Source organism: Aliiglaciecola sp. NS0011-25 (assembly GCF_040370605.1).
In the GTDB taxonomy this organism is placed as follows: Bacteria; Pseudomonadota; Gammaproteobacteria; order Enterobacterales; family Alteromonadaceae; genus Aliiglaciecola; species Aliiglaciecola lipolytica_A.
This window is the reverse complement of the sequence record NZ_BAABWR010000026.1, coordinates 38,472-62,564: the sequence shown is the minus strand read 5'-3', so window position 1 is coordinate 62,564 and position 24,093 is coordinate 38,472. Positions and strand designations below refer to the sequence as shown.

The following is a 24,093-nucleotide window of genomic DNA, read 5'->3' as shown; positions in this document are numbered from 1 at the left end:
GTAGACTCGAACTACCGACCCCTACCATGTCAAGGTAGTGCTCTAACCAACTGAGCTACGGACGCACTGTATAAAGATGCTTAACACGAATGTCTCAAGCGGCGCGTATAATAACGATGCTTTTCGCTATCTTCAAGGAGTTTTTCAGCTTTATTGCCACAAATGCACAATTTTTCCCCATAACGCCGAGTTCCGCGGAAATTGAGGAGTGCCAGCGAGTGAATTTTCCGTAGCAGCGCCGTGTTATGCATTTTGTGTCACTTTTGTAATATTGAAACCTTCCTCTGATGTTGGCGCTACAAAATATTTTGTAACCTGCTCAAACATATCTGCTGTATCAGTTGCTGCTCTTTCTGGCTGCTCTTTGCGTCTTTTTCCAATCTGTTTTAGGCAGACTTCATTTGGCAAGTCGATGTATATCAAATTATGTGGCGCTTCGATCTCGGAGAAAATACTCCGAAACCAATTTCTTTGCGAAAGAGTGTTTGCCGGAAAATCCATAACCACATTAGTTCCCGCAGACAGTATGGATTGAACAAGTTTTTTAATCTGCGGCTTAAGTAGATTTGAATATTCAATATAATCATTTAGCGATGAAATTCTATTTGGATAAAGCGACGAAAGCCATTCATCTTCTGAAAGCAATACTGCGTTACTTTCCTGCGCGATTTCAGCAGCTCTTGTAGACTTTCCAGAACCCATTTTTCCACAGAAAAAAGTCAAAGATCCTTTGTTCATAGTTTCTCTCTACTTTGATGCATAACAGTTAGAAGTTAAAGGGTTTCACTTTATTTGCTACGTCTTGATCTTGGGTTAAATTAGCAAATGCCTCCCCTAACCTGTCACTTTGCTGAATCACTGTCTGCCAATATTCGATACGTTGTTGAGCAGGCATTGTTTCGAAATCTTTGCGGTCGGGAATTTTTTGATAAGGTAAAGAAGCGACAAACTCATCCGATGGAACGGCCATCACCACTTTGTCATAGCTGCTTTTGTGAGGTAAACGTCGCTTCAATGATTTATCAAACCAACCTGGAATCGGCTTAGGATAAAAATGTGGATAAAATACCAAGCCATCATGGGGTCCGAAGTTTAAATCAAAATGATAGTCTATGATGCCGCCGTCTCGATACATGCCTTTAGGCGCTCCATTTATATTCGATACACCTTCAATCACTAGCGGAATAGAACCTGAGGCCATTAATGCTTGTGCTAAGTTGCGTTTTGACAACGGCACGTAACGAGTTGGCATTTTATTAGGATCAGATATCTGTAGTTCACTTGTAGGGGAAGCAAAAACATAGCGTTCATAAAATCGTTGCAAAAAGCGCCGCTGTACCGCGTTAGCACCTGCACTGGCTAAAAGGCCGGTTAATTGCAACGGTTTAGCTTCAAACTGCGTGAGTCCTTTACATCGCGCGACAATGAAATGCGCTTTAATAATAGGATTGTGAATAATTTCCTCAACCCCATTATCCCCTAATACATAGTCTAATAATTCTAAACCAGATAGGGTGATTTCTTTGGCTGTGGGCTTGTCGCTGTATTCTGTGTGTGAATAACGATCTGCTAAACGGTTAATTGCAGCTAAGGGATCTTGTTGGGCAAAACACGCAAATCTAAACGCTCCAGCTGAAGAACCAATAACCTGTAGCGGTGTTTTACGCTGAGCAAAAAAGGTAGAAAAGACATACCTATCTAACCCTGCTAACACGAACCACTTCGGCCCGCCAGAAGCACCTAACATGTAATCAAACATGTGTTGTTTTAGACCATGCTGCTGAATTTCCTTCAAAGCAGTTGGACCTGCATATAAATCAAGTACTTGCACTAACTTTAAACCCATAAAATAATTGAAGTTTAATGTACCAATCAATAAGTTATTTGCAAGTATCAGAAATATTTTAGTTTTTAATAGTTATCTACAAGCACCTAGGTTAAGTGTTTTCCTCAAACAAGGCACATACCGCGCCAGCAGGATCTTGGATAATAATGTAGCGACTCGTTGAACCATATGACTTCACTTTCGATAATAATTGACCTCCGCGAGCTTGAGTCTGCGCAATGGAGTCATCTAAATTAGCCACTTTAAAATAAAGCAGCCACTGCGCAGGGAGGCCTGCATTGCTGCCTTTTGCATGACAAATCCCCACAACATCCTGATTATTACTTGGTAACTGCATGGAAAAATCTTCATAATCTCCCATGTTGATGGGATTAGCTTGCCAACCTATAACTTGTGCATAAAAATCTTTTACATCCTCTGCGTTTTTGACAGTAAGGTCACTCCAAACCACTGAACCTACGGGTGCTGTAGACATATTCATTCACCTTAACTTAAAACGGTTTAATTTTAACCAAAAATGTCACTTGATGGATTTCTGGACAGCGAAATATAACCCATGTATTTCAACAAGTTAAGTGACATATAAAGTTTCCTCAACAAGGTTATCCACAGAAACAGTGGATAACATTTAATAAAGCGACTTTCACACTAACACTTGACTTACAGCTTAGCTAACGCAAAATAAAAGACCAATTAAAAAGGAATGCAAATGGCCACTCAGACATTAGCTGCTCTGCCTGACACTTATACAATCCATAGCCTTCCGTTACACGCTCAGATCCCTTCTCAAATGTTTAATGCGTCTTTGTATTTATCGTTGGTGAGTATTTTCACGCAAATAGGTAATGTACTGGTAACTGCCAAAATCAGTAGATTTGTTGTATCTAATTTTGAAACCGATAACTTTCTGATTAAACAAAACGATATTGATTCAGCCGCTAATGCGCGTGAAAATCACGGCTATAAAGTTGTATTCTAATGCGCCTTTTCAATCGACTACTAGACAATCCAGAACTCACTGAGCATAAACGTAAAATTGATATTTTGAGCCCCGTTAGCGGCAGTATCAATTTACTTGATTCAGCCAGTAACCTGTTATTCAAACAACGATTATTTGGTGAAGGAGTGGTTATCGCGCCAACCGGCTTTCAAATATTGGCACCATTTGACGCAATCGTTTTAGAAATAAGTGAAACGGCCCACCGAGTGCGCTTAAAAGACAGACATGGATTGAAACTACAGATCCATTGCGGTTGGGGTGCACAAAATCTAAATGGTGAAGGATTTAAACGAAAAGTTGTTGTTGGCCAAAAACTTAAACTAGGACAACCCATATTAGATTTTGACGCTCGTAAATTGAAACTCGCATTAGAGGATAACGCTTTTTACATAACCCTTCTCAATAGTGATAAAGTAAAAGGGCTTATAGTTAATCCTCGTAAGGTTACGGCATGTGAAGATCCTGTATTTTCTGTGTTGATCTAAACTTTAAGGATTGGTACAACATCGTTTACTTGGCAATGACATTATTAAGCCTTTAATAATAATCATTTATTTTCATTTCATAATTAACAAACAAGAACCATTTTTATGACTCAAATGTTCGGCATCAAAAATTGCGATACCATTAAAAAAGCCAAAAAGTGGCTGGAAGAGAACAAAATAGAATTCACTTTCCACGATTACCGTGTCGACGGTTTAGAACGTGATTGGCTTGAAAAAACAGAATCTCAGTTGGGTTGGCAAAAATTGCTAAATCAACGAGGAACGACTTTTCGTCAGTTACCAGATGAACAAAAACAAGATTTAAATCGGGAAAAAGCCATCGAATTGATGCTGGCATCTCCTGCCATGATAAAACGTCCAGTGTTAATCCATGATGATAAATACATTTTAGGTTTCAAGCCGGCAGATTATGAAGTGGTTTTTAACTAATGATGGACTCAATTGCACTGACTAAAGAACTGATAAATCGTAAATCCGTCACCCCTGAAGATGCTGGTTGCCAACAGCTAATGGCTGATATTTTAGCTCCCTTGGGTTTTGATATAGAATCAATGGTTTTTGACGACACCACCAATATGTGGGCAAGAAAAGGCAAACAAGGTCCGCTATTTTGTTTTGCCGGACACACTGACGTAGTGCCATCAGGCCCTGCCGAAAAGTGGCAAACACCGCCTTTTGAAGCAACCCAAATTGGCGAATATTTGCATGGCCGAGGTGCCGCAGATATGAAAGGAAGTTTGGCTGCTATGTTGGTGGCGACTCATCGTTTTGTAACAGCTCACCCAAATCATAATGGTGGCATCGCGTTCCTTATTACCAGCGATGAAGAAGGACCATTTATTAATGGCACAACCAAGGTTATTGATACCCTCGAAGCCCGCAATGAAAAAATTGACTGGTGTTTAGTAGGCGAACCGTCAAGTACCGAAGTAGTTGGCGATGTGGTTAAAAATGGTAGACGGGGATCACTTACAGGCGATCTAATTGTGAAAGGAATACAGGGTCACGTAGCCTATCCTCATTTAGCTAAAAATCCCATCCATATTGCTTCACCAGCGCTTGCGGAACTGGCTAAAACTCACTGGGACGATGGCAATCGATATTTCCCCCCCACCAGCTTTCAGGTATCTAATATCAATGGTGGCACGGGTGCCGGCAACGTCATACCAGGTGAACTTCATGTGTGTTTCAACTTTCGATTCTCAACCGAAGTTACCGACAAACAATTAATAGAAAGAGTGTATGAAGTTCTCGATCGTCACGGATTAGATTACGACATTAAATGGACGTTTAACGGACAACCTTTCCTAACAGATCAAGGCCCTTTAGTTGAAGCTACGCAGCAAGCCATAAAGGCAGTAACAGGCAAAGATACCGAGTTATCCACTGCTGGTGGCACTTCAGACGGTCGATTCATAGCGCCAACAGGAGCTCAAGTGATTGAACTAGGTCCGGTAAACGCAACTATTCATAAAATAGACGAAAAAGTGAAATCTACTGATCTGGAAATACTCACAGATATTTATCACGATATATTATGTCGACTGCTCCTCTAATGCCTGCAACAAAAATGTCTGCACCGAGCTGGATGGGCTTAACTGATGCCCATATCCAGCCAATCGGTAAACATCACGGCTTAGTTGCCGATGTAAAAACGGCGTTTGAAGCTATGCAGTTAGCTGCACAAAAAGACGGCATTGACATTCAGTTGGCTAGTAGCTTCCGCAGTTTTGACCGCCAATTAGCTATTTGGCAAAAAAAGTGGTTAGGAACCTTGCCAATAAATGATATCCATAGCCATCCCATAAATACCTCTGAGTATACTGAATTAGAAAAGATACATGCCATTATGACCTGGTCGGCTCTTCCAGGAGCAAGCCGTCACCATTGGGGAACAGATTTGGATGTATACGACAAGAAGGCCATTGAACGCTGCGGGCAGCCCTTGCAGTTGGTAAGTGCAGAATATGAACTAGCCGGCCCATGTTATGAACTGCATTGCTGGCTTGAAGAAAATGCAGATAACTTTGGCTTTTATCGTCCCTATAAAACCTACAATGGTGGAGTTGCCCCCGAAGCATGGCATTTAAGTTATGCCCCAATCTCTAAGTCAATCATTAATCAACTAGAACTGAGTCAACTCGCCAATCAACTCGCCAGTGTCAATATTGGTGGAAAGCAAACTATCTTAAGGCACTTAGACAAGCTATTTGAGCGTTATACATTAAATGGAATAATACAATGAATATATGGCTGATAGTGACCTTGTTGATTGCATTAGGCTTGGTTGTAGGCAATATTTTATTACTGAAAATGAGTGCTAAAATGACATTCGAAAAAACCAAAGCAAAACCAGAAGATGAAATTCTAGATTCCAAACCTATTGATAAAAAGCAAACCAAAATAAAAGAACCAGAAGATACAAACAAGCCTTAATTGGAGTACTGAGCGGTGCGGATAACTCTTCTTGCCAATCGAGATTTAGCCAGCAACATGGCAATAAACTTATTACTTCAACAACTCCCTGAACATCATTATTGTATTTTTCTGTCTGCAAAAGTGGGTAAATTAGACAATGTCCCTGAACCACTGAAAAACTTGGCCTTTATCGAGCAAACCTTGTTTAATCAAATTGTTTTTCCAGTGCTTGCAAGCCAACAACACTGCAAAGCCAAGATTTCAACGCCACCAGCTCGACAATCAAGCCGATTTAAGAGTTTTCAACAAATGGCTCATGACTCAGTGCCGGTCAGTGATATTAAAGACATTAATAGCCTGGCAGGAATTCAACGCATTGCTGAGCAAAAACCTGAACTGATCATTTCAATTCGATTTGGTCAAATATTAAAAGATCCCATAATCAGCATTCCTAGCTTAGGTGTGATAAATCTTCATTCGGGTAAATTACCGGATTATAGAGGGGTAATGGCCACATTTTGGGCAATGTTAGATAACAAAGAGGAAATAGGCACAAGCTTACATTTTATAGATTCATGCCAGATAGACGCAGGTAAAATCATTTCTTCGACTCAACAAAAAGTGAATTATAGTCAGTCTTATTTACTCAACGTTTTAGCCTTATATCCACAAGGTGTGAATAACATTGTATCTGCGGTCAACAGATTGAACCGCGGCGAGACGTTGGACACAAGAAGTATGGATCTCGCGTCGGGTAACTACTATAGTTTTCCAGACTCAACAACCCTTAATCAGTTTATTGAACAAGGAAAACAACTCATTAACTATGATGAAATCCCTTCAATCATTGAAAAATATCTGTAGTGCCGCTCAACTAAATTAAGTGAATAACATTTTACTTTTGAACATTGCAAATCTTGCCTACCAGAAAACGCTTAAACGTCACCAAGGTTAAAAAGGCGTCCCTAAGTTATGCCCTTTACTCATATACAAATCATCATATTTTAAGCCACCATTTCCATAAGGTTGCTTTTTAGGACCGGTATTACAGTTCATTAAAAAATGCGTTAAAGGCAACTCCCGTTGCATTCGGAAGGTGGCATCACTATACACTTTTTGCTGTTGAGGGAACTCATCTCCGCCCTTTACATAAACATCGTAGCTTTGACCGCCATCGCGGCTTTCACTGTTATCAACCACATACCATATTTCATACCATACTCCGGGCACTAGAGGTTTGGCGTCTTTTCCTGTGCTGTTATTTTGAATATTAGCGTATCCGTCCTGTGTCTTAACCATTAAGGCACCAGTATTTTTATGGCCGTTTGATTCTGTTTTATCGGTTACCCTCAAGGTAGCTTCAAATGCATTGTAATCGTTTAACTCAATACCTTCTGGAGTCATATTGCTAATACCAAATGCGTGGTTATTGGGGAAGGACTCCACATTTATGCGGGTATAAAACGTATAGGTTTCCCCCACTTTGACCGTTTGGGGAAGAACAGCATAAGTTAACGCCTTTCGATTGCCAACGATTCCCTCAGCCGCCGGTTTTTTAATTAAATAAAAATTGCTTTTACTGGCAAAGTCTTCCTTACGGCGTTCGCTAATTTGTGGGGAATGAATTTTTGGTGAAGTGTCGTTTTTGGTATCCGCTTTAGTCCATTTTTCTAAACTGTTGGCCGCTTCAAAGTTATCTATCAGTATCCAATCTGTCGCCCGAGCCTTATTTGCAGTAAAAATACTTAACGTCACTGACAAAATGAGTAAACTAAATTTAAGCACACTCATGAATTCACCTGCAAAACTAACTGGATATGATGTTTTTTTAAGAATCATTATAGAAACCTCATGGATAAGATCACTTTAAACGATGCACCAACTAGTGGACTCTTTGCAACGTTAACCGATTCTTTGACTATAACGCAAAATCATTTTATTTTGTTAGTAAACCAATGCCACTGCTTTCATCGCAACATGATATTGCACATCGAATAAAAGCAGTGTTGTTAAGCAAATTTCAGCGCTACATGAAAATCAATCTAAATTCCATGCTAGCTGAAATTCAATATTTTATTAAAAGGTTAAAACATACATTTGGCTTGTATCAAACTTACCTTTCAATCCATCTAAGTATATTGATTGGATTGCATTTACTCCAACTATGTTAGTAGTGCTCAACAAAGGCTCCATATGTTTCGAAAATCCCCCCCAAGCCTCCGCGTAGCGCAGCATAAACCCTTTCCCACCCCACTCTTTCATGCGTTTATTGACTTGCGTTGGCGCAAAAAAGAACTCTCCATGCAACTCGCCGGCGTAAGACTTTGCTTGTGATTCAACATCGGTAACACCAATATAAATCATCTTTTGCAAACTAGCGGCTAAATGAGCTTGAATATCCAATAGCAATGGTTTGTTTCCAGAAAAGTCTAATACGATAGTTTGCGCATTTTTATCTAGCGAGGAAAATTCTTGGTAATCGAGTACCTGATCGTAACAAGACGTCTTTTCGGTAAATGCTTTGTTGTTTGCAGATGTAAGACCCACAACTTTGTAATTTAATCCGCGATTCTTACAATGATGCTTCAAAAGATAAGCAGCTCCGTATGCAGTTTTACTGGATGCACTAGTTAACACAATGGTCGCAGTATCAGAGGTTGCAATTTCGCCGACAAAATCATCCAACACAAAAGACGTCATGAATAATGGACGAAAGTTGAGTTGCCAATCTTCTTTATTAGGGTCATACGCTGGATCTGCATTGCAACGCACATATTGGTCGTAAACGCTGGAAATACTTTTGCGTAAAGGGCTAACATCGTAAAAATCATTGGATGTTACTTTTCCTGCGGTAATCACTAAATGCGTAGCAAAAGGTAAATACCCAAAAACTTTTTCTCCGACAACGAGATCTGGACTATTTGAATACTCGACTGTAGCGAAGCCCCATATGGGCATAATACCAAAGCCATCCTGCGCTGGGAAAAATCCCCAATACCCCATTTTTTCACCAAATAACGCATAAGTAATGTTGTTGGCCGAAAAGCCAAAAGAATCAACTTTAAGAACCACTTCGTTCGTTTCTAACGAATCTGTATCAATTGAACTACTTACAACATCGAGTTTACTGAGATCGGATTTATTGGTTTGGATCTGTTGAAGATTGAAGACTGACATTTAGCATTCCCCTAACATTTGAAGTTATTATTAACGTTAATAATAACGCTAAGCTGCTAACAGATTTATCATCCTTTTGAATAGAAGAGAATAACACCCCAAAATATTTAAATCATTTAGCATAATGAGCTACCAAGCATCTAAATTGTCAAAAGATTGATGCACTAGAGGGACAAACCAACTTTCAAATAACTTCACCTTTTGCCACTCGAAATTCTGCGCAGGCGCGACCAAATACAAGGAGTACGGACTAGGGTAACTAAATTCTAGCAAAGCCAATAATGAACCGTTTTGTAAGTGATCTGCAACTAAACTTTTGTTCACCAGTGTAAACCCACGCCCAGCCACTGCATTTTCAATTAACAGAACTGAATTGCTTGCACGAATTGACGGTGTTAACCCATGTATGTCCACTGCATAGGTTTGACATAAGGTTTCAAAAACAGTCGCCACATCCGGACTAGTATCTTCAATCCAAGGCAATTGAAATACCACGTTCGGGTTATTTATTTGCTGTTGCGCAATAACGTCGGGGCTTGCCACTAGAATAAGTTGATCGTTAACTAGTTTCTTCTCAGCGAGGCCTTTATATCCGCCCTGCCCCATTCGTATGGCTAAATCAATATCGCCGCGATTAAAGTCGACTAAATCATTACTTGGCGCTAATTGAACCATCAGCTCAGGATGTAATTTTTGAAACTGGAGTAATCGCGGTAATAACCAAAGTGAAGTAAAAGAGTGAATGGTGGAAATTCTCAATATATTAGGGTTTGCATCGCCTGAAATGACTTTTAAGCCTGTTTTGAACTGGGAAAACCCTTGTTGAACATAGGGAAGTAATAATTCACCGGCATGAGTCAACTGAGTTTGTCGATTCGAACGTTCAAACAACCTTTGCTCCAAAAAGCTTTCCAGTAACTTTATCTGCTGACTGACTGCTGCCTGGGTTACAAATAATTTTTCCGCGGCTAATTTAAAACTTGATAACTCTGCCGCCACCATAAAAAAATGCAGAGATTTAAGTGGTGGAAGATTTTCTCGCATAATTAGGGACTTCCTTTCAACTCAAACTCAATTAAGTTTTTCTTAATCATAGTTAATTTTTAATCGTTTGTTCAAGTTGTATTTCAACACTAATCTAACCTTGAAACATCCACTAAAAAAAGGAATCAACATGAAAAACTTAATCTTAATAACTCTAGTTCTATTGAGTTTAAATCTAAATGCGAAAAATAGCGAACAACTAGAAACTAAGTATTCAAACCAAGGATACCCTTACAAAATGTTAATTGACCGCTCAGATTCAATAAAGATTTTATTTACTGAAAAAAGTGAAAGCGTTCGTTGTGCAGTGCGCTTTAATCAAGGTGATATAGAGCAACAAACAACTTATTTAGATGTGAATAAAACAGATTTTAAAAAACAGCCGTTAGTTAGCTGTTTACCAAGGTTCCAAGCCAAAGCTTGGTTGAAACGAACTTTCGAGTGATTAATAGATTTTATACTGATAGCAAAATCACTAAATATAAATATCTAAGTGCTTTCTTCCCTGTTCATCTACGGATGGAAGTTCAGGGTCTACGGCCTCTTGATCTTTTGCCTGCTTTTCAGCTTTTTGTTCCTTTTGGCTTTTTTTATCCGACTTGCTTTCTTCTTTATCATCAGAAGATTTTTTAAAATACTTTTCCCGCGCGTCTCTCTCCTCGGTGTTCAGCTCCTTTTCTTCGTCATTCAATTCACGAAGTTTCGCCTCTTTTTCGACTTGTTTAACTTTGAGCTCATCTTTTTCAATGGCCACTTTACCTTCACGGGGTAAAACAGAAAAAATCAAATCACTCGTCATAGGATTTACTCACTCTATTTTCAACTGAAAATGAATTTTGTAGGTATATACCCACAAACCATGCATTTGCGCATTTATTTAGCTATCGTATTGATTTTGACTTACTTTAACACTTTTCGTTCAATATTTGAGCTAGATTGCGAAATTGCATGATGCTAATGCCTTTTAGTTTTAACTAATACAATCTTAAATTATCACTTTTAGGTGTTTGTACTTGCATTATCTTTGTGGTTTGGATAATGTTCTGCGCATCAACACGAGAAACCAAAGCGAACAAGAGAAGCATATGATTTTTTTCACCAATAAAGCACGTCTAAACTGGCATCATCATCATATAGCATAACCTTTCAGGTTCGTGCTGGAAGGTTAATTGTCCTTCCAGTGGTACAGAATTTTTCTAAACCCCCGGAAGGAAACTTCTGGGGGTTTTTCGTTGTTATGGCAACGATTTGAAATTTAACTTTATATTGAGGCAACAACATGAGCGAGAGCAAACGACTACGTATAGCGGTTCAAAAGAAAGGGCGATTAAGTGATGAAAGTATTGGATTGCTTAAAGCTATTGGCATTAAATTACAAATACGTGATCGCCTTTTAATCGCTCATTCTACCAATCAACCGATTGATCTATTATTGGTGCGTGATGACGATATCCCAGGTTTGGTTATGGATGGCGTGGTCGATTTAGGCTTTATTGGCGAAAATGAACTTGAAGAAAAAATGCTAGAGCGCCAACAATCAGGTAAACCTCACGAATTTAAAACCTTACGTCGTTTAGATTACGGTGGTTGCCAATTATCCATTGCCGTTCCTACCGAATTTGATTATCAGGGGTTAGAGTCCATTAACGGTTTAAAAGTAGCAACGACTTATCCTTTTCTTTTAGAGCGGTTCTTCAAAAACAATAACATTGATGCTCAGTCAGTTATGTTAACCGGCTCTGTGGAAGTTGCCCCCCGAGCAGGTGTAGCAGATGCGATTTGTGATCTAGTATCCACAGGCGCAACACTGGAAGCAAACGGTTTACGTGAAGAAGCGGTAATTTTCAAATCTAAGGCTGTGTTAATTCAACGTGCTGGCGAACTAACAGATGATAAACAAGCGTTAATTAATCGTCTGTTACCTCGAGTCGATGGCGTTATGCAGGCCAAAGAAAGCAAATATATTATGTTGCATGCGCCTAAGGCTTATTTAGAGCAAGTGAAAAGCTTGTTACCGGGCGCTGAAAACCCAACGGTTTTGCCGTTAGCAAACAATGACGATACGGTTGCAATTCACGTGGTTAGTTCAGAGACACTTTTCTGGGAAACGATGGAAAAGCTGAAGTCACTCGGTTGCAGCTCAATATTAGTTATGCCAATCGAAAAAATGATGGGCTAAACATATGACCACGCAGATTCAAAACTGGGCAAATTTGTCAGATTCTCAAAAACAAAATATTTTGAGTCGCCCAGCTCAGGCTGACAACGAAAAATTGACTAAAATTGTTAGTGATATTTTACAGCAGGTAAAAGAGCGCGGTGATGACGCTGTCCGAGAATTAACCGAGCAGTTTGATGGCATTCGATTAACGAAATTGCGTCTGAGCAATGAAAGCCTAATCAATGCCGCGAACGAGATCAGCGATAACGTGCGAACTGCCATCGATTTAGCATATGCAAATATCAAGGCGTTTCATCAAGCTCAGTTTCCTACTGATGTAAAAATAGAAACTCAGCCAGGCGTGCTGTGTGAGCTTAAACATTCAGCCATTGATTCGGTTGGTTTATATATTCCCGGTGGGAGCGCACCATTGCCATCAACAGTGCTTATGTTAGGCGCCACGGCTCAAGTTGCCGGTTGTGAACGCAAAGTGTTATGCACTCCTCCCGATGCGAAAGGCAATATTGCCGCAGAAATTCGCTATGCAGCACAACTGTGCGGCATTGATGAGATATATTTAATTGGTGGTGCCCAGGCGGTCGCAGCTATGGCATTTGGCACTGATTCTATCACTAAAGTGGATAAAATCTTCGGCCCCGGCAATAGTTTTGTTACCGAGGCTAAACAACAAGTTAGTACTAAATCAGATGGTGCTGCTATTGATATGCCTGCCGGTCCTTCTGAAGTTTTAGTGATTGCAGATGAATCAGCGGACCCAAACTTTGTTGCCTCAGATTTGCTTTCGCAAGCAGAACATGGTGCTGACTCGCAAGCGGTTTTGGTAAGCAATAGCCAAACATTGATAGAAGCGGTGCAATTAGCCGTAGAAAAACAATTGCAGCAGTTATCTCGCAAGGAAATTGCCGCAAAAGCGATGCAACATGGGCGATATATATTAACCTCTGACGTTAACGAATCAATTTTGGTCAGCAATCAATATGCACCTGAGCACTTAATTGTACAGGTCGAAAACGCTCGGGATTTATTACCGAAGCTAAAATATGCCGGTTCTATTTTTATCGGTAAGTGGTCTCCTGAATCTGCAGGCGATTACGCTAGTGGGACGAATCACGTATTACCCACTTACGGATACTCTAGAAATTACTCAAGCTTAGGTTTGGCAGATTTCATGCGTCGTTACACGGTTCAAGAACTCAGTTACCAAGGGCTTTCCAATATTGGTAATGCAATTATGGACCTTGCCGAAGCAGAGGGGCTTGATGCCCATAAACGTGCGGTTTCAATTCGTTTAAATGGAGATAGCGTATGAGCAATTTAGTCGAAAAGCTACTCTGCGATAACGTAAGAAGCTTGAAACCTTATGAATCTGCGCGCCGGTTATTTGCAGCAGGTTCGGGGGAAGTTCAACAAACGTGGCTAAATGCTAACGAATCCCCCTTTGCAAACAATTACGATGTCGATAGTGAACGCTTTAATCGATACCCAGATTGCCAACCCACCAGCGTTATTAATTCCTATACAGCGTATTCAAAAGTGGCGGCAGAAAACACCTTGGTTAGCCGAGGTGCCGATGAGGGTATTGAATTGCTAATTAGAGCCTTCTGTACCCCTGCAAAAGACGCCATTTTAATTTGTCCTCCAACCTACGGTATGTATGCAATCAGCGCAGAAACATTTAATGTAGGCGTGCACAAAGCACCACTAAACGATGATTTTAGTTTGGACGTAGAAAGTATTTGCGCACACAAAGACAAAGTAAAATTAGTCTTTATTTGTTCACCTAACAACCCTACGGGGACGAGTGTTGATTCAGCACAATTACAGCAAGTTGTTGAACATTTTGCAGATTCAGCCTTAGTGGTGGTAGATGAAGCTTATATTGAATTTGATTGGCACAGCACTTGGGCAAACAAGCTAGCTACTTATCCAAACTTGGTAATCTTGCGAACGCTCTCAAAAGCCTTTGCGCTAGCCGGTATACGATGTGGCTTTACCTTAGCGGCTCCAGCGGTGATACAAGCATTATTAAAAGTCATTGCCCCCTACCCGATTCCAGAACCTGTCGCGCAGATTGCTAAACAAGCGTTACAGACACCAGGTATCGACAGAATGAAGCTGCAGGTAAGTGAATTAAATGCGCAAAGAGCGTTACTTAAAGAACGTTTGATGAGCATTCCAAGTGTTGAATTAGTTGGCGACGATAAAGCGAATTTCATTTTGTTCCGATGCGAACAAAAACAAGAACTTATGCAGTATTTAGTTGATAATCACACTTTAATTCGTGACCAATCAAAACAAATAAATCTACAAAACTGTCTGCGCATAACCGTTGGCACAGCTGAGCAAAATCAACAGCTAATGGATTTAATCTTTTCATTTTTCAAAAAACAGGAATCGGCACAATGAGCGCCCTACCGATTTTATTTATAGACAGAGACGGCACATTAGTAGAAGAACCCCCTATTGATAAGCAACTCGATCGTTTAGACAAATTAGTTTTCGAGCCGAATGTAATACCTGTGCTGTTGAAACTACAACATGCTGGTTATCGTTTAGTCATGGTTTCAAATCAAGATGGTTTAGGAACTGATTCGTTCCCACAAGCAGATTTTGATGCTCCTCATAATATGATGATGGATATTTTTTCTTCACAAGGTGTGATTTTTGATGATGTGTTAATTTGTCCGCACTTTGAAGAGCAACAATGTAGTTGTCGTAAACCCAAACTTGGTTTAGTAAAAGACTATCTGCAGCAGGGTAAAGTCGATTTTAGTCGCTCTTTGGTCATTGGTGACCGACAAACTGATATTGGCTTAGCTGATAACATGGGTTTAAAGTCTCAGTTGTATAACCGCGTATCAAATAATTGGTTGGCAATTGAAAAAAGTATTTTAAGCTCAAGCAGAACAGCGACTGTGACGCGAAATACATCGGAAACGCAAATTAGCGTATTTGTTGATTTAGATAGCACGGCCAAGTCTACTATCGATACCGGATTAGGCTTTTTTGATCATATGCTCGATCAAATATCGACTCACGGTGGTTTTGAATTACGTTTATCAGTCAATGGCGATTTGCACATTGATGATCATCATAGTGTTGAAGATACGGCGTTAGCCTTAGGTGAAGCAATTAAGAAAGCGCTAGGCGACAAACGCGGCATCGGTCGTTTTGGTTTTGCGCTACCTATGGATGAATGTCGTGCTGAATGTATCATGGATATTTCTAATCGACCTCACTTGAAGTTTGAAGCCGAGTTCAGTCGCGATACAGTTGGTGAAATGGCAACTGAAATGGTGCCACATTTTTTCTATTCCATAGCCCAAGCAATGGGATTATCTCTGCATTTATCCACCACAGAAGGTAATGCTCATCATCAAGTAGAAAGCCTGTTTAAAGTGTTCGGGCGAGCATTGCGTCAAGCGATTACCAAACAAGGTGATATGCTACCCAGTAGTAAGGGAGCATTATAAGCATGTCAGTGGCAAGTTCTTCACAAAACACCGTTATTATTAATACTGGGTGTGCAAATATCTCTTCGGTAAAATTTGCACTGCAAAGGTTGACGCAAAATGTAACAGTATCGGATGATCCAGCTATTATCGGTGCTGCAGACAAACTTATTTTGCCTGGTGTTGGTAGTGCTAATGCAGCGATGGAAAGCATTGCAAACAAGCAACTCGCTAGTTGCATTCAATCTCTGACTCAACCTGTTTTGGGGGTTTGTTTAGGGATGCAATTAATGGTTACCGATTCCCAGGAAAAAGCCCATCAAAGCGACCTTGGAAATACCCCTTGCTTAAATTTAATACCTGGGCAAGTAAAACGCATGCAAGTAGGTGATTTACGCTTACCTCATATGGGTTGGAATACGGTGGACGCAGTTGAACAAAACTCAATATTTAAAGGAATTCCGCAAGGAACTTATTTTTATTTTGTACACAGCTTTGCGGTAGATGTTTACTCCCATACTTTGGCTGCTAGCCAATACGGAATGCCTTTTTCTGCGGCAATACATAGAGACAACTTTTATGGTGTGCAATTCCACCCAGAACGTTCTGGAGATGCCGGAGCTACCCTACTGGAGAACTTTTTAAACTTATGATTATTCCAGCAATAGATTTAATTGACGGTGCGGTTGTGCGTTTATATCAAGGCGATTACGATCAAAAAACCCAATACAAACTTGATCCTGTTGACGTTGTTCATAGCTACGCTGATCAAGGGGCAAAATGGTTGCATATTGTCGATTTAACTGGCGCAAAAGATACAAGCAAACGTCAACTCGAATTAATCAAGCGTATGGTTGATACTCAACGTATGCAGTTTCAAGCCGGTGGTGGTATTCGTTCTGAAGCGGATGTTGCGCAACTGCTGGAAATTGGAGTTAAACGCATTGTAATTGGCTCATTAGCAGTTAAACAACCAGCAGTAGTTAAACAGTGGGTGACTAAATATGGACCAGAAGCCATTGTTTTAGCATTAGACGTCAATATCGATGAAAACGGCAATAAATTTATTGCCACCCACGGTTGGCAAGAAAGCTCTGGAGTTGCACTAGAAGGGTTGCTAGATGACTTTTTAAGTGTCGGAGCCAAACATGTGTTGTGCACTGACATCAGTCGAGACGGCACCCTACAAGGGGCCAATCACCAGTTATATACAGAAATGAAACAGCGTTTCCCAAATGTAATTTGGCAGGCTTCTGGTGGTATAGGTTCATTGGCAGACATTGAAGCATTAAAACCTAGTCATGTTGATGGTGTGATCTTAGGGCGAGCGCTTTTAGAAGGTAAGTTTACCCTTAAGGAGGCTATCCAATGTTGGCAAGGAGAATAATTCCCTGTTTAGATGTCCGAGATGGCAAAGTAGTCAAAGGTGTTAAGTTTCGCAATCACGAAATAATTGGTGACATAGTGCCATTAGCTGAGCAGTACGCACAGCAAGGTGCCGATGAGTTAGTATTTTATGATATTACCGCATCCAGTGACCAACGAGTTGTCGATAAAAGTTGGGTAAGCCGAATAGCACAAGTAATAGACATTCCGTTTTGCGTGGCTGGAGGCATCAAATCAGTAGAAGATGCGGGACGTATTTTAGAAATGGGAGCGGATAAAATATCTGTCAACTCCCCCGCTCTAGCCGATCCAGAATTGATCACACGATTACATGATACCTATGGTCAGCAATGTGTTGTTATCGGTATTGACAGTTACTTCAATGAACAAAGCCAACAATACGAAGTTTATCAATTTACCGGTGACGAAAAGCGCACGCAAAATACTGGACGCTTAACAGCTGACTGGGTAGAAGAAGTGCAACAACGCGGCGCAGGTGAAATTGTGCTTAACTGTATGAATCAAGATGGTGTTCGTCAAGGATATGATATCGCGCAATTAAGCCTTGTGCGTAAGGTCTGTAAAGTGCCATTAATTGCCTCTGGCGGTGCAGGTGAAAAACACCATTTTTACGATGTTTTCAAACAAGCCGATGTTGATGGTGCTTTAGCTGCCTCAGTTTTCCATAAAGGCATTATCCCAATTCCAGAATTAAAAGACTTTTTACGTGCACAAGGCGTGGTCATTCGCGAAGATTTTGTGCAAATGACACCCTAGCAGCGCAACTGAAAAAACAGAGAACTCGATGATTATCAATCAACAAACAATAGACCAGTTAAGCTGGGATAAAATGCAAGGTTTAATCCCATGCATTGTGCAAAACGCAGTAAGTGGCAAAGTATTAATGCAAGGTTATATGGACCAAGCGGCGGTGATGACAACTTTAGATAGTGGTCACGTCACATTTTTTAGTCGCTCAAAACAGCGCTTATGGACCAAGGGGGAAACTTCCGGCCATACTTTGGACTTAGTAGAATTAACTGCTGATTGTGACAAAGATTCAATCCTCGCTTTGGTAACACCAAACGGGCCCACGTGTCATTTAGGTACAGAATCTTGCTGGGCATCCAGCGAAAGTGCAGACTTTACCTTCATTGCCGAACTTGAAACCATCTTGGCGGCAAGAAAAACAGCCGATCCCGAGTCCAGTTATACTGCGAGCTTGTACAACAAAGGCATTAAACGTATTGCCCAGAAAGTTGGCGAAGAAGGCGTTGAAACAGCCCTAGCTGCAACAGTCAAAGATTTGCAAGAATTGAAAAATGAATCCGCAGACTTACTCTATCATTTAATTGTTTTATTACATGCTTCGGATCTGTCATTGAGCGATGTGGTTGACATCTTGAAGTCTCGCCACAACAAAAAATAAGTATAGTGTATGGCTTGGCATCACATTGCCAAGCCAAACACAGTTTTATCTCTACATATCCCGCGTTTCTGCCGCCAAATCTCGCGTCTTTAAAGTTCAAGTTATTTTATCTACTTGTTGTTAGAATAATCTCCTAACAGCTTTGAGTTTCATCCAAATGAAAGGACGACTAAATCATGCAAACTTCTCGTGCCACTTTGATATTTAGTGCTGCTTTAATCATTAGTAGCGCAATTTTAGGCTATTTCTTAGAACAATCTGTTGAGCGCTTTCGAGCCTTCGAACGTACTATCACAGTAAAAGGCTTATCAGAACATGAAGTACCTGCCGACACTGCCATTTGGCCTATTCAATATAGTGTGATCAGTGATGATCTAGCGGATTTGTACAAGCAACTCGAAATTCAACAAAGCATCGTTGAGCAGTTTTTATTAGAAAATAATTTTTCAGAAGAAGAGATAAGCGCATCAACTCCCACGATTAATGACAAAAAAGCGCAAAACTACGGAAGCTACAATCCCAATGATACTCGCTTTACTGCAAACCAAACATTCACTGTGTACAGTGAAAAGATTGACACTGTGCTGCAAGCACAAACCAAGTTATTAGAGTTAGGTAAACGAGGCCTAGTGCTTAATGGCAATAGTTATGAAAACCAAACTCAGTTTTTGTATTCGGGATTAAATCAAATAAAGCCTAATATGATTGAGGATGCCACTCAAAAAGCCCGTGAAGTAGCCGAAAAATTTGCGGCTGACAGCAATAGCCAATTAGGAAAAATAAAGCAAGCCAGACAAGGTCAGTTTAGTATTTCCGATAGGGACAGTAATACACCACATATTAAACAAGTAAGGGTGGTTTCCACCATTGAGTATTACTTAATAGATTAATGCCAATTTAATTGTTTTCGTCAAATCTAATAAGGGGTATTCACAATGCGCACAATTGGTTTAATCGGCGGTATGAGCTGGGAATCAACTGTAAGTTATTACCAAGTGATTAATCGACAAGTAAAATTGCGTTTAGGTGGTTTTCATTCTGCAAAACTCATCCTGCACAATGTTGATTTTGCACAAATTGAACGCTTACAACATCTGCAAAAGTGGCAAGAATTGGCTGAACTTCTAGCCGATGCAGCTCGTGGACTTGAACTGGCGGGGGCTGAATGTGTAGTGATTTGTACCAATACTATGCATAAAGTCGCTGATAAGGTTGAACAAGCGACAAAACTCCCGCTTATACATATTGCCGACGCAACGGCGAAAGAGTTGGTCTCAGACAAGATCCAAAAAGTAGGATTATTGGGTACACGCTTTACGATGGAACAAGATTTTTATCGCCAAAGAATACAAGACAAATTCGCAATCGAGGTATTAATCCCTGAACAATCAGATAGAGATTTTGTGCATCAAGTCATTTACGATGAACTATGCTTGGGAAAAATTAACTCATCGTCACGAAAAAACTACCTTAATATTATACAAAAGATGTATCAACAAGGTGCACAAGCAATTATTCTAGGTTGCACTGAGATTGCGCTTTTAATCAATCAAAATGATACTGACATTCCGCTCTACAACACCACGGATATTCATGCTTTAGCTGCTGTGGATTTTTCCTTAAATAATTAGCTTTTGCCATCTAACTAGTCACATTTAACTCGCTACTTTTACGACATAAATATTTACATACTAAGTTTGAACTATGAAATTCACGGTTATCTAATAAGACAATCAGTAGTATTACAACGGACTATCACTTAGGAATATGATGATGATAAAACAAAAGTTAGTGGGTGTATGTAAGCAGAATTGGGGATTCTTACTGTTTATTTTTCTCATGTTTGCATCACGAAGTAGTTTAGCCGATTGGTATCATGTGCCTTCTGGTTCGATGTTACCCACCATCGAAGTAGGTGATCGCATTTTAGTTAACAAAATGGCCTATCGCATAGAATTACCCTTTACAGATATCCCTTTAATTCAAACAGGCGCACCAGAACGAGGGGATATAGTAACTTTTAACTCGAAAGTTGCACAAGAAAGACTGGTAAAACGCATTGTAGGAATACCCGGAGATCATATTTCAATGGTCAATAACCAATTAATAATTAACGGCCGAATATTAGCCTATACAAGTCAACAACAACGGGATTTTTATCAAGAAGATCTATTGGGCAAAAAACATTTGGTGCAATTTGTAGCCGTTCCTCACAGTAAAGACAATTTTAACAATATTGAAATTCCAGTGGGGTACTATTTTGTGATGGGTGACAACCGTAATAACAGTGTTGACTCCCGTTATATTGGCTTAGTTAGTGAACAGGAATTACAAGGTAAAGCCACAAAAGTGATCGCCTCTTTTGATAAAGATAATTATTATCTACCCAAAACAAACAGAAATTTATTAAATTTAAATTAATATAAATCAATGAGTTATAAATTATTTTTATTTTTTTAAATTTTTTTCATTGAAAATCTATTCCTCCACCACATATTTATATTGTCGACGCCGAAAGGGTCGACAAATAAAAACGCCGCCGAATACTCGGGGCACAATTTGAAAATTTAAACATATTGCTTAATAGCGAGGATATGACTATGCGTAACATCGACTTATCACCACTTTATCGTTCTTTTATTGGTTTTGATCACTTAGCATCTATGATTGATGCCGCTTCACAAAGTGAAAAACAAACAACCTACCCTCCATACAATATCGAGTTGTTAGAAGAAGACAAGTATCGAATTACTATGGCAGTGGCAGGATTTTCCCAAGAAAATATAGCCATTGAGACTCAGGAAAATACCTTGAAAGTCTCTGGTACGCTGCCAGGAAAAGAAAGCGATCGTAAGTTCCTTCACAAAGGTATTTCCGAGCGAAATTTCGAAAGAAAATTTCAACTTGGAGATCACGTGAAAGTATTAACAGCGGATATGCAAAATGGTCTGCTGCATATAGAACTCGAACGCGTGATTCCTGAAGCGAAAAAGCCTAGAAAAATTGAAATAGGTAGCAAAACTAACAACTATATAGAAAATAAACCTGAATAGTTAGTTACTATTGATAATTTAAAACGGCGTCCTGGGACGCCGTTTTTTGTGTTCTTCACCAATAAAAACCTGATGACTTTTGTATCAATTAATATAACGTCAGGATATTCAGTACTGACGCACCAACAAGTGATGCAAACGTCATTAACATGCCCCACAAACGTTGCCAACTAACGCCAGTGTGATGACGCAATCCGTAGGCATGAATTATTCGACCTAGTAATAATAATGAACCTATTGCATGAAGAATAAGATGATTACCTTGATTAAGCTCTGCCACCAACAATAAAACAAGTATTAAAGGTACATATTCAGCAAAGTTACCATGAGCTCTGATGATACCTAGGAAATGGCTATCACCACCATCACCTAAACTTACTTTGCGACCTCGCCGCTGTTTTATTACTAAGATAGAAAGATAAAAGAAAGTTATCCCTAAAAGACCAGCGTAAAAAGCTGTTATCGGTGTGCTCATATCGCATCCTAAATTAAAAAGCCCACAATATTGTGGGCTTTAGTCTAAACTATTTGCATAGAGTTTCCAGTGCGGGATTACCCTAACTTTTCAGCTAACTGGCTACTTACCGTTTCAACTGCTTGGGTACCATCGATTTTAATGTATTCACAGTTGCCCGCCAGGGCTTCAGTTGAATAATAATCAATTAACGGTTTAGTCTGTTCATGATAAACAGTCAAACGTTTACGTACAGTTTGCTCTTCATCATCAGGTCGTATAACGAGTTCTTCACCCGTCACATCGTCCTTACCTTCGGTTTTTGGCGGATTATATGAAACATGATAAACACGGCCTGAACCAGGGTGAACACGTCGACCAGCCATTCTTTCGACGATTACATCATCAGCTACATCAAATTCGATACAAAAATCGACTTTAATACCTGCTTGCTTCATGGCATCGGCTTGCGGAATAGTGCGAGGAAAGCCGTCCAATAAAAAGCCGCGTTCGCAATCCGGTTGGGTAATACGTTCCTTTACTAACCCTATTATCAGTTCATCGGAAACAAGTTTCCCTTCATCCATGACTTTTTTTGCAGCAAGACCAAGCTCGGTACCTGCTTTTATAGCTGCTCTGAGCATATCGCCTGTAGAGATCTGTGGAATCCCATACTTACCCATTAGAAACTGGGCTTGTGTGCCTTTGCCAGCACCAGGCGCGCCTAGTAGAATAATGCGCATGCCGTGTCCTCTCATAGTTAAAATTCAATCCAACCGCAACTTTACACATTCATTTGCTGGTATACAAGAATATCAAAGCAGACTCCCCCTAAAGTCTTATAAAAATTAGATATAAGTATGTAAATTTTTCAATTGCTTCTAGTTCCGGGAGCTAAATGGTTGAATTTTAACCTTTTGCTTCAATTAGTTTGAGCCAATGCGGCAATACACCAATTTGCGCAATAGTCAGTTTAATACAAACGAGGATTGGCACTGCTAGTAACACGCCTAGGATCCCCCATAACCACCCCAACATCAGTAACCATAGAATAATAACCAAGGGATTTACTTGCATATTACGTCCTAAAATCGCCGGAGTAATAAATTGTGACTCAACAATATTCAAAATTAAAAACACAGCACTTGGCATTAAAGCAATTAACTCAAAGCCAAATTGCACGGTACCAGCCAAGCACAAAATAATCAGACTGATGAGAGAGCCTATATAAGGTACAAAATTGAGCAAAGCCACTAAGGAGCCCCACAGCAATGCATCTTGAACGCCTAAAAAATGTAGGGTAGCGGCGGTAGATAATCCTAACGCAGAGTTGATGATACTAATCGTCACTATATACTTCGATAACGTTTGTTGAATTTTAGTCACTAAAAACACGGTTCGTTTTTTGTTTTTAACAATTGGGAAATCTTCTATAAAAACGGTAAACAAAGACGGTCCAAAAATGAGTAAAAATAAAATCAATATAAGACTTGCCAGAAGCTGACCGATAAACGTTGGTGTCGCTCCTAAAACAGACAGCAACATCTCAATACTGCCTTGTTTAATATGTTCTTTAACTACATTTTGTTCAGGGTTTGGAGTGGGTTCAGTTGTTTCTTCTTCAAACCAGTCAAAAAAACTAAAACCACTCTTTTCGTTATTTTCATCGACTTGTTTTTTAGCAAGGGTTTCGTGTTTTGAAAACGCTTCACTCATACTGTCAATCTGTTCACTCAATTGAACAGAAAGCTTTGGAACTAACTGTGCCCATTTTTGTGCAGGTTCAGCAAGTTGCGCTCCTAAAAAGCTAAAAGGAGCCACTAACATCACTAGCAGCACAACTGCAGAGATGGGACGCGGAATATGTACTTTTTTAAACAGAGTGACCAAAGGACTCAACAATAACGCTGTTAACACTGTAAAAACCAAAGGGATCAATAAAGATTGCGCAAAATATAGCGTATAAAATACGGCTAATATTAACAGCCAATGCAACGATTTCACCGCCGTTGGTGTTGTTAAATTTGTGCCTCCATCAGGAGCTTGTTGACTACTAGTAATATTGTCAGACACTGTTCAACCTTGGTTATTTTTATTTGTCACTTAGAATAGTGCGGCGAATAGAATTTTACCATCTATTCATTGG

General features: G+C 39.9%; 30 protein-coding genes and 1 other annotated feature. Of the genes, 20 read left to right on the top strand and 10 right to left on the bottom strand.

Annotation, left to right across the window (positions count from 1 at the left end; genetic code table 11):
- Window positions 1-243 precede the first annotated feature (243 nt).
- From ABWV72_RS18865 to ABWV72_RS18855, 3 genes are all read right to left on the bottom strand, one after another.
- Complete coding sequence (locus ABWV72_RS18865) at window positions 244-738, bottom strand: P-loop nucleotide/nucleoside kinase family protein (RefSeq protein WP_353372383.1); 495 nt, start codon at window positions 736-738, stop codon at window positions 244-246.
- A 28-nt stretch (window positions 739-766) separates the two neighbouring features.
- On the bottom strand, window positions 767-1,831 hold the full coding sequence (locus tag ABWV72_RS18860) for a patatin-like phospholipase domain-containing protein (RefSeq protein ID WP_303501090.1): 1,065 nt from the start codon (window positions 1,829-1,831) through the stop codon (window positions 767-769).
- A 106-nt stretch (window positions 1,832-1,937) separates the two neighbouring features.
- The gene (locus ABWV72_RS18855) at window positions 1,938-2,321 is read right to left on the bottom strand and encodes a VOC family protein (protein WP_303501088.1); all 384 of its coding nucleotides are present in this window, start codon (window positions 2,319-2,321) and stop codon (window positions 1,938-1,940) included.
- Between the two features lie 234 nt (window positions 2,322-2,555).
- Between ABWV72_RS18855 and ABWV72_RS18850 the strand changes: the two genes are divergently transcribed.
- The 7 genes from ABWV72_RS18850 to ABWV72_RS18820 all read left to right on the top strand — a co-directional run bounded on the left by ABWV72_RS18850 (window position 2,556) and on the right by ABWV72_RS18820 (window position 6,634).
- Window positions 2,556-2,825, top strand: coding sequence for a hypothetical protein (locus ABWV72_RS18850; RefSeq protein WP_353372380.1), 270 nt, complete (start codon window positions 2,556-2,558; stop codon window positions 2,823-2,825).
- Window positions 2,825-3,331, top strand: coding sequence for a PTS sugar transporter subunit IIA (locus ABWV72_RS18845; protein WP_216047318.1), 507 nt, complete (start codon window positions 2,825-2,827; stop codon window positions 3,329-3,331). The genes ABWV72_RS18850 and ABWV72_RS18845 overlap by 1 nt, the downstream gene beginning before the upstream one ends.
- A 105-nt stretch (window positions 3,332-3,436) precedes the next feature.
- Window positions 3,437-3,781, top strand: a complete 345-nt coding sequence (locus ABWV72_RS18840) for an ArsC family reductase (RefSeq protein WP_342807804.1) — start codon at window positions 3,437-3,439, stop codon at window positions 3,779-3,781.
- Window positions 3,781-4,908 (top strand): succinyl-diaminopimelate desuccinylase, encoded by a 1,128-nt coding sequence (gene dapE / locus ABWV72_RS18835; protein WP_303501086.1) that lies wholly within the window; start codon window positions 3,781-3,783, stop codon window positions 4,906-4,908. Before ABWV72_RS18840 ends, dapE begins: the two co-directional genes overlap by 1 nt.
- On the top strand, window positions 4,890-5,597 hold the full coding sequence (locus ABWV72_RS18830) for a M15 family metallopeptidase (protein ID WP_252728866.1): 708 nt from the start codon (window positions 4,890-4,892) through the stop codon (window positions 5,595-5,597). Before dapE ends, ABWV72_RS18830 begins: the two co-directional genes overlap by 19 nt.
- Window positions 5,594-5,788: a DUF2897 family protein gene (locus tag ABWV72_RS18825; protein WP_216047321.1), complete on the top strand. Its 195-nt coding sequence runs from the start codon at window positions 5,594-5,596 to the stop codon at window positions 5,786-5,788. The genes ABWV72_RS18830 and ABWV72_RS18825 overlap by 4 nt, the downstream gene beginning before the upstream one ends.
- Before the next feature lie 15 nt (window positions 5,789-5,803).
- Window positions 5,804-6,634: a formyl transferase gene (locus tag ABWV72_RS18820; RefSeq protein ID WP_216047322.1), complete on the top strand. Its 831-nt coding sequence runs from the start codon at window positions 5,804-5,806 to the stop codon at window positions 6,632-6,634.
- An 87-nt stretch (window positions 6,635-6,721) separates the two neighbouring features.
- Here the strand turns inward: ABWV72_RS18820 and ABWV72_RS18815 are convergent, their stop codons facing one another.
- From ABWV72_RS18815 to ABWV72_RS18805, 3 genes are all read right to left on the bottom strand, one after another.
- Window positions 6,722-7,561: a hypothetical protein gene (locus ABWV72_RS18815; RefSeq protein ID WP_353372376.1), complete on the bottom strand. Its 840-nt coding sequence runs from the start codon at window positions 7,559-7,561 to the stop codon at window positions 6,722-6,724.
- A gap of 285 nt (window positions 7,562-7,846) precedes the next feature.
- Window positions 7,847-8,947, bottom strand: coding sequence for a DUF2855 family protein (locus ABWV72_RS18810; protein WP_353372374.1), 1,101 nt, complete (start codon window positions 8,945-8,947; stop codon window positions 7,847-7,849).
- A 129-nt stretch (window positions 8,948-9,076) separates the two neighbouring features.
- On the bottom strand, window positions 9,077-9,991 hold the full coding sequence (locus ABWV72_RS18805) for a LysR substrate-binding domain-containing protein (RefSeq protein WP_353372372.1): 915 nt from the start codon (window positions 9,989-9,991) through the stop codon (window positions 9,077-9,079).
- 130 nt (window positions 9,992-10,121) lie between these two features.
- Here ABWV72_RS18805 and ABWV72_RS18800 point away from each other — a divergent pair, with 130 nt between their 5' ends.
- Window positions 10,122-10,436 (top strand): hypothetical protein, encoded by a 315-nt coding sequence (locus ABWV72_RS18800; protein WP_216047326.1) that lies wholly within the window; start codon window positions 10,122-10,124, stop codon window positions 10,434-10,436.
- A gap of 30 nt (window positions 10,437-10,466) precedes the next feature.
- Here the strand turns inward: ABWV72_RS18800 and ABWV72_RS18795 are convergent, their stop codons facing one another.
- Complete coding sequence (locus ABWV72_RS18795) at window positions 10,467-10,790, bottom strand: hypothetical protein (protein ID WP_216047327.1); 324 nt, start codon at window positions 10,788-10,790, stop codon at window positions 10,467-10,469.
- Window positions 10,791-11,108: 318 nt separating this feature from the next.
- Window positions 11,109-11,222 (top strand) — a sequence feature (His leader region).
- Between the two features lie 48 nt (window positions 11,223-11,270).
- Between ABWV72_RS18795 and hisG the strand changes: the two genes are divergently transcribed.
- From hisG to ABWV72_RS18735, 12 genes are all read left to right on the top strand, one after another.
- The gene (gene hisG, locus ABWV72_RS18790; protein ID WP_216047328.1) at window positions 11,271-12,170 is read left to right on the top strand and encodes an ATP phosphoribosyltransferase; all 900 of its coding nucleotides are present in this window, start codon (window positions 11,271-11,273) and stop codon (window positions 12,168-12,170) included.
- A gap of 4 nt (window positions 12,171-12,174) precedes the next feature.
- Window positions 12,175-13,482, top strand: a complete 1,308-nt coding sequence (hisD, locus tag ABWV72_RS18785) for a histidinol dehydrogenase (protein WP_502902153.1) — start codon at window positions 12,175-12,177, stop codon at window positions 13,480-13,482.
- On the top strand, window positions 13,479-14,579 hold the full coding sequence (gene hisC / locus ABWV72_RS18780; RefSeq protein ID WP_353372369.1) for a histidinol-phosphate transaminase: 1,101 nt from the start codon (window positions 13,479-13,481) through the stop codon (window positions 14,577-14,579). Before hisD ends, hisC begins: the two co-directional genes overlap by 4 nt.
- Window positions 14,576-15,646, top strand: a complete 1,071-nt coding sequence (gene hisB / locus ABWV72_RS18775; protein WP_353372367.1) for a bifunctional histidinol-phosphatase/imidazoleglycerol-phosphate dehydratase HisB — start codon at window positions 14,576-14,578, stop codon at window positions 15,644-15,646. The genes hisC and hisB overlap by 4 nt, the downstream gene beginning before the upstream one ends.
- Before the next feature lie 2 nt (window positions 15,647-15,648).
- Complete coding sequence (gene hisH / locus ABWV72_RS18770) at window positions 15,649-16,278, top strand: imidazole glycerol phosphate synthase subunit HisH (protein ID WP_216047331.1); 630 nt, start codon at window positions 15,649-15,651, stop codon at window positions 16,276-16,278.
- Window positions 16,275-17,012, top strand: a complete 738-nt coding sequence (gene hisA, locus ABWV72_RS18765) for a 1-(5-phosphoribosyl)-5-[(5-phosphoribosylamino)methylideneamino]imidazole-4-carboxamide isomerase (RefSeq protein WP_303501076.1) — start codon at window positions 16,275-16,277, stop codon at window positions 17,010-17,012. Before hisH ends, hisA begins: the two co-directional genes overlap by 4 nt.
- A complete protein-coding gene (gene hisF, locus ABWV72_RS18760) occupies window positions 16,994-17,788 on the top strand; it encodes an imidazole glycerol phosphate synthase subunit HisF (RefSeq protein ID WP_216047333.1) in 795 nt (264 codons plus the stop codon). The genes hisA and hisF overlap by 19 nt, the downstream gene beginning before the upstream one ends.
- 28 nt (window positions 17,789-17,816) lie before the next feature.
- On the top strand, window positions 17,817-18,440 hold the full coding sequence (hisIE, locus tag ABWV72_RS18755) for a bifunctional phosphoribosyl-AMP cyclohydrolase/phosphoribosyl-ATP diphosphatase HisIE (protein WP_342807792.1): 624 nt from the start codon (window positions 17,817-17,819) through the stop codon (window positions 18,438-18,440).
- Between the two features lie 176 nt (window positions 18,441-18,616).
- Complete coding sequence (locus ABWV72_RS18750) at window positions 18,617-19,330, top strand: SIMPL domain-containing protein (RefSeq protein WP_216047335.1); 714 nt, start codon at window positions 18,617-18,619, stop codon at window positions 19,328-19,330.
- A gap of 45 nt (window positions 19,331-19,375) precedes the next feature.
- On the top strand, window positions 19,376-20,071 hold the full coding sequence (locus tag ABWV72_RS18745; RefSeq protein ID WP_353372363.1) for an aspartate/glutamate racemase family protein: 696 nt from the start codon (window positions 19,376-19,378) through the stop codon (window positions 20,069-20,071).
- A 139-nt stretch (window positions 20,072-20,210) separates the two neighbouring features.
- Window positions 20,211-20,861, top strand: a complete 651-nt coding sequence (lepB, locus tag ABWV72_RS18740) for a signal peptidase I (RefSeq protein ID WP_436792293.1) — start codon at window positions 20,211-20,213, stop codon at window positions 20,859-20,861.
- A gap of 179 nt (window positions 20,862-21,040) precedes the next feature.
- Entirely contained in the window at window positions 21,041-21,493 is a 453-nt protein-coding gene (locus tag ABWV72_RS18735) for an Hsp20 family protein (protein WP_353372360.1), read from the top strand.
- An 88-nt stretch (window positions 21,494-21,581) separates the two neighbouring features.
- On the opposite strand, the gene ABWV72_RS18730 is transcribed toward ABWV72_RS18735, so the two are convergent.
- The 3 genes from ABWV72_RS18730 to ABWV72_RS18720 all read right to left on the bottom strand — a co-directional run bounded on the left by ABWV72_RS18730 (window position 21,582) and on the right by ABWV72_RS18720 (window position 24,020).
- A complete protein-coding gene (locus ABWV72_RS18730) occupies window positions 21,582-21,968 on the bottom strand; it encodes an MAPEG family protein (RefSeq protein WP_216047339.1) in 387 nt (128 codons plus the stop codon).
- A 77-nt stretch (window positions 21,969-22,045) separates the two neighbouring features.
- The gene (gene adk / locus ABWV72_RS18725) at window positions 22,046-22,690 is read right to left on the bottom strand and encodes an adenylate kinase (protein WP_353372358.1); all 645 of its coding nucleotides are present in this window, start codon (window positions 22,688-22,690) and stop codon (window positions 22,046-22,048) included.
- A gap of 166 nt (window positions 22,691-22,856) precedes the next feature.
- Window positions 22,857-24,020: an AI-2E family transporter gene (locus ABWV72_RS18720; protein ID WP_353372356.1), complete on the bottom strand. Its 1,164-nt coding sequence runs from the start codon at window positions 24,018-24,020 to the stop codon at window positions 22,857-22,859.
- Between the last annotated feature and the right edge of the window lie 73 nt (window positions 24,021-24,093).

What these genes read in the sequence shown, in the direction of transcription:
- hisG (WP_216047328.1), top strand. Translation starts at nt 11,271, where the DNA reads ATGAGCGAGAGCAAACGACTACGTATAGCGGTTCAAAAGAAAGGGCGA.
- ABWV72_RS18855 (WP_303501088.1), bottom strand. Translation starts at nt 2,321, where the DNA reads ATGTCTACAGCACCCGTAGGTTCAGTGGTTTGGAGTGACCTTACTGTC.
- ABWV72_RS18735 (WP_353372360.1), top strand. Translation starts at nt 21,041, where the DNA reads ATGCGTAACATCGACTTATCACCACTTTATCGTTCTTTTATTGGTTTT.
- lepB (WP_436792293.1), top strand. Translation starts at nt 20,211, where the DNA reads ATGATGATAAAACAAAAGTTAGTGGGTGTATGTAAGCAGAATTGGGGA.
- hisF (WP_216047333.1), top strand. Translation starts at nt 16,994, where the DNA reads ATGTTGGCAAGGAGAATAATTCCCTGTTTAGATGTCCGAGATGGCAAA.
- hisC (WP_353372369.1), top strand. Translation starts at nt 13,479, where the DNA reads ATGAGCAATTTAGTCGAAAAGCTACTCTGCGATAACGTAAGAAGCTTG.
- ABWV72_RS18730 (WP_216047339.1), bottom strand. Translation starts at nt 21,968, where the DNA reads ATGAGCACACCGATAACAGCTTTTTACGCTGGTCTTTTAGGGATAACT.
- ABWV72_RS18800 (WP_216047326.1), top strand. Translation starts at nt 10,122, where the DNA reads ATGAAAAACTTAATCTTAATAACTCTAGTTCTATTGAGTTTAAATCTA.
- ABWV72_RS18830 (WP_252728866.1), top strand. Translation starts at nt 4,890, where the DNA reads ATGTCGACTGCTCCTCTAATGCCTGCAACAAAAATGTCTGCACCGAGC.
- ABWV72_RS18795 (WP_216047327.1), bottom strand. Translation starts at nt 10,790, where the DNA reads ATGACGAGTGATTTGATTTTTTCTGTTTTACCCCGTGAAGGTAAAGTG.
- ABWV72_RS18825 (WP_216047321.1), top strand. Translation starts at nt 5,594, where the DNA reads ATGAATATATGGCTGATAGTGACCTTGTTGATTGCATTAGGCTTGGTT.
- ABWV72_RS18805 (WP_353372372.1), bottom strand. Translation starts at nt 9,991, where the DNA reads ATGCGAGAAAATCTTCCACCACTTAAATCTCTGCATTTTTTTATGGTG.
- ABWV72_RS18865 (WP_353372383.1), bottom strand. Translation starts at nt 738, where the DNA reads ATGAACAAAGGATCTTTGACTTTTTTCTGTGGAAAAATGGGTTCTGGA.
- ABWV72_RS18845 (WP_216047318.1), top strand. Translation starts at nt 2,825, where the DNA reads ATGCGCCTTTTCAATCGACTACTAGACAATCCAGAACTCACTGAGCAT.
- ABWV72_RS18815 (WP_353372376.1), bottom strand. Translation starts at nt 7,561, where the DNA reads ATGAGTGTGCTTAAATTTAGTTTACTCATTTTGTCAGTGACGTTAAGT.
- hisIE (WP_342807792.1), top strand. Translation starts at nt 17,817, where the DNA reads ATGATTATCAATCAACAAACAATAGACCAGTTAAGCTGGGATAAAATG.
- ABWV72_RS18750 (WP_216047335.1), top strand. Translation starts at nt 18,617, where the DNA reads ATGCAAACTTCTCGTGCCACTTTGATATTTAGTGCTGCTTTAATCATT.
- hisB (WP_353372367.1), top strand. Translation starts at nt 14,576, where the DNA reads ATGAGCGCCCTACCGATTTTATTTATAGACAGAGACGGCACATTAGTA.
- hisD (WP_502902153.1), top strand. Translation starts at nt 12,175, where the DNA reads ATGACCACGCAGATTCAAAACTGGGCAAATTTGTCAGATTCTCAAAAA.
- ABWV72_RS18840 (WP_342807804.1), top strand. Translation starts at nt 3,437, where the DNA reads ATGACTCAAATGTTCGGCATCAAAAATTGCGATACCATTAAAAAAGCC.
- ABWV72_RS18850 (WP_353372380.1), top strand. Translation starts at nt 2,556, where the DNA reads ATGGCCACTCAGACATTAGCTGCTCTGCCTGACACTTATACAATCCAT.
- hisA (WP_303501076.1), top strand. Translation starts at nt 16,275, where the DNA reads ATGATTATTCCAGCAATAGATTTAATTGACGGTGCGGTTGTGCGTTTA.
- ABWV72_RS18745 (WP_353372363.1), top strand. Translation starts at nt 19,376, where the DNA reads ATGCGCACAATTGGTTTAATCGGCGGTATGAGCTGGGAATCAACTGTA.
- hisH (WP_216047331.1), top strand. Translation starts at nt 15,649, where the DNA reads ATGTCAGTGGCAAGTTCTTCACAAAACACCGTTATTATTAATACTGGG.
- adk (WP_353372358.1), bottom strand. Translation starts at nt 22,690, where the DNA reads ATGCGCATTATTCTACTAGGCGCGCCTGGTGCTGGCAAAGGCACACAA.
- ABWV72_RS18810 (WP_353372374.1), bottom strand. Translation starts at nt 8,947, where the DNA reads ATGTCAGTCTTCAATCTTCAACAGATCCAAACCAATAAATCCGATCTC.
- dapE (WP_303501086.1), top strand. Translation starts at nt 3,781, where the DNA reads ATGATGGACTCAATTGCACTGACTAAAGAACTGATAAATCGTAAATCC.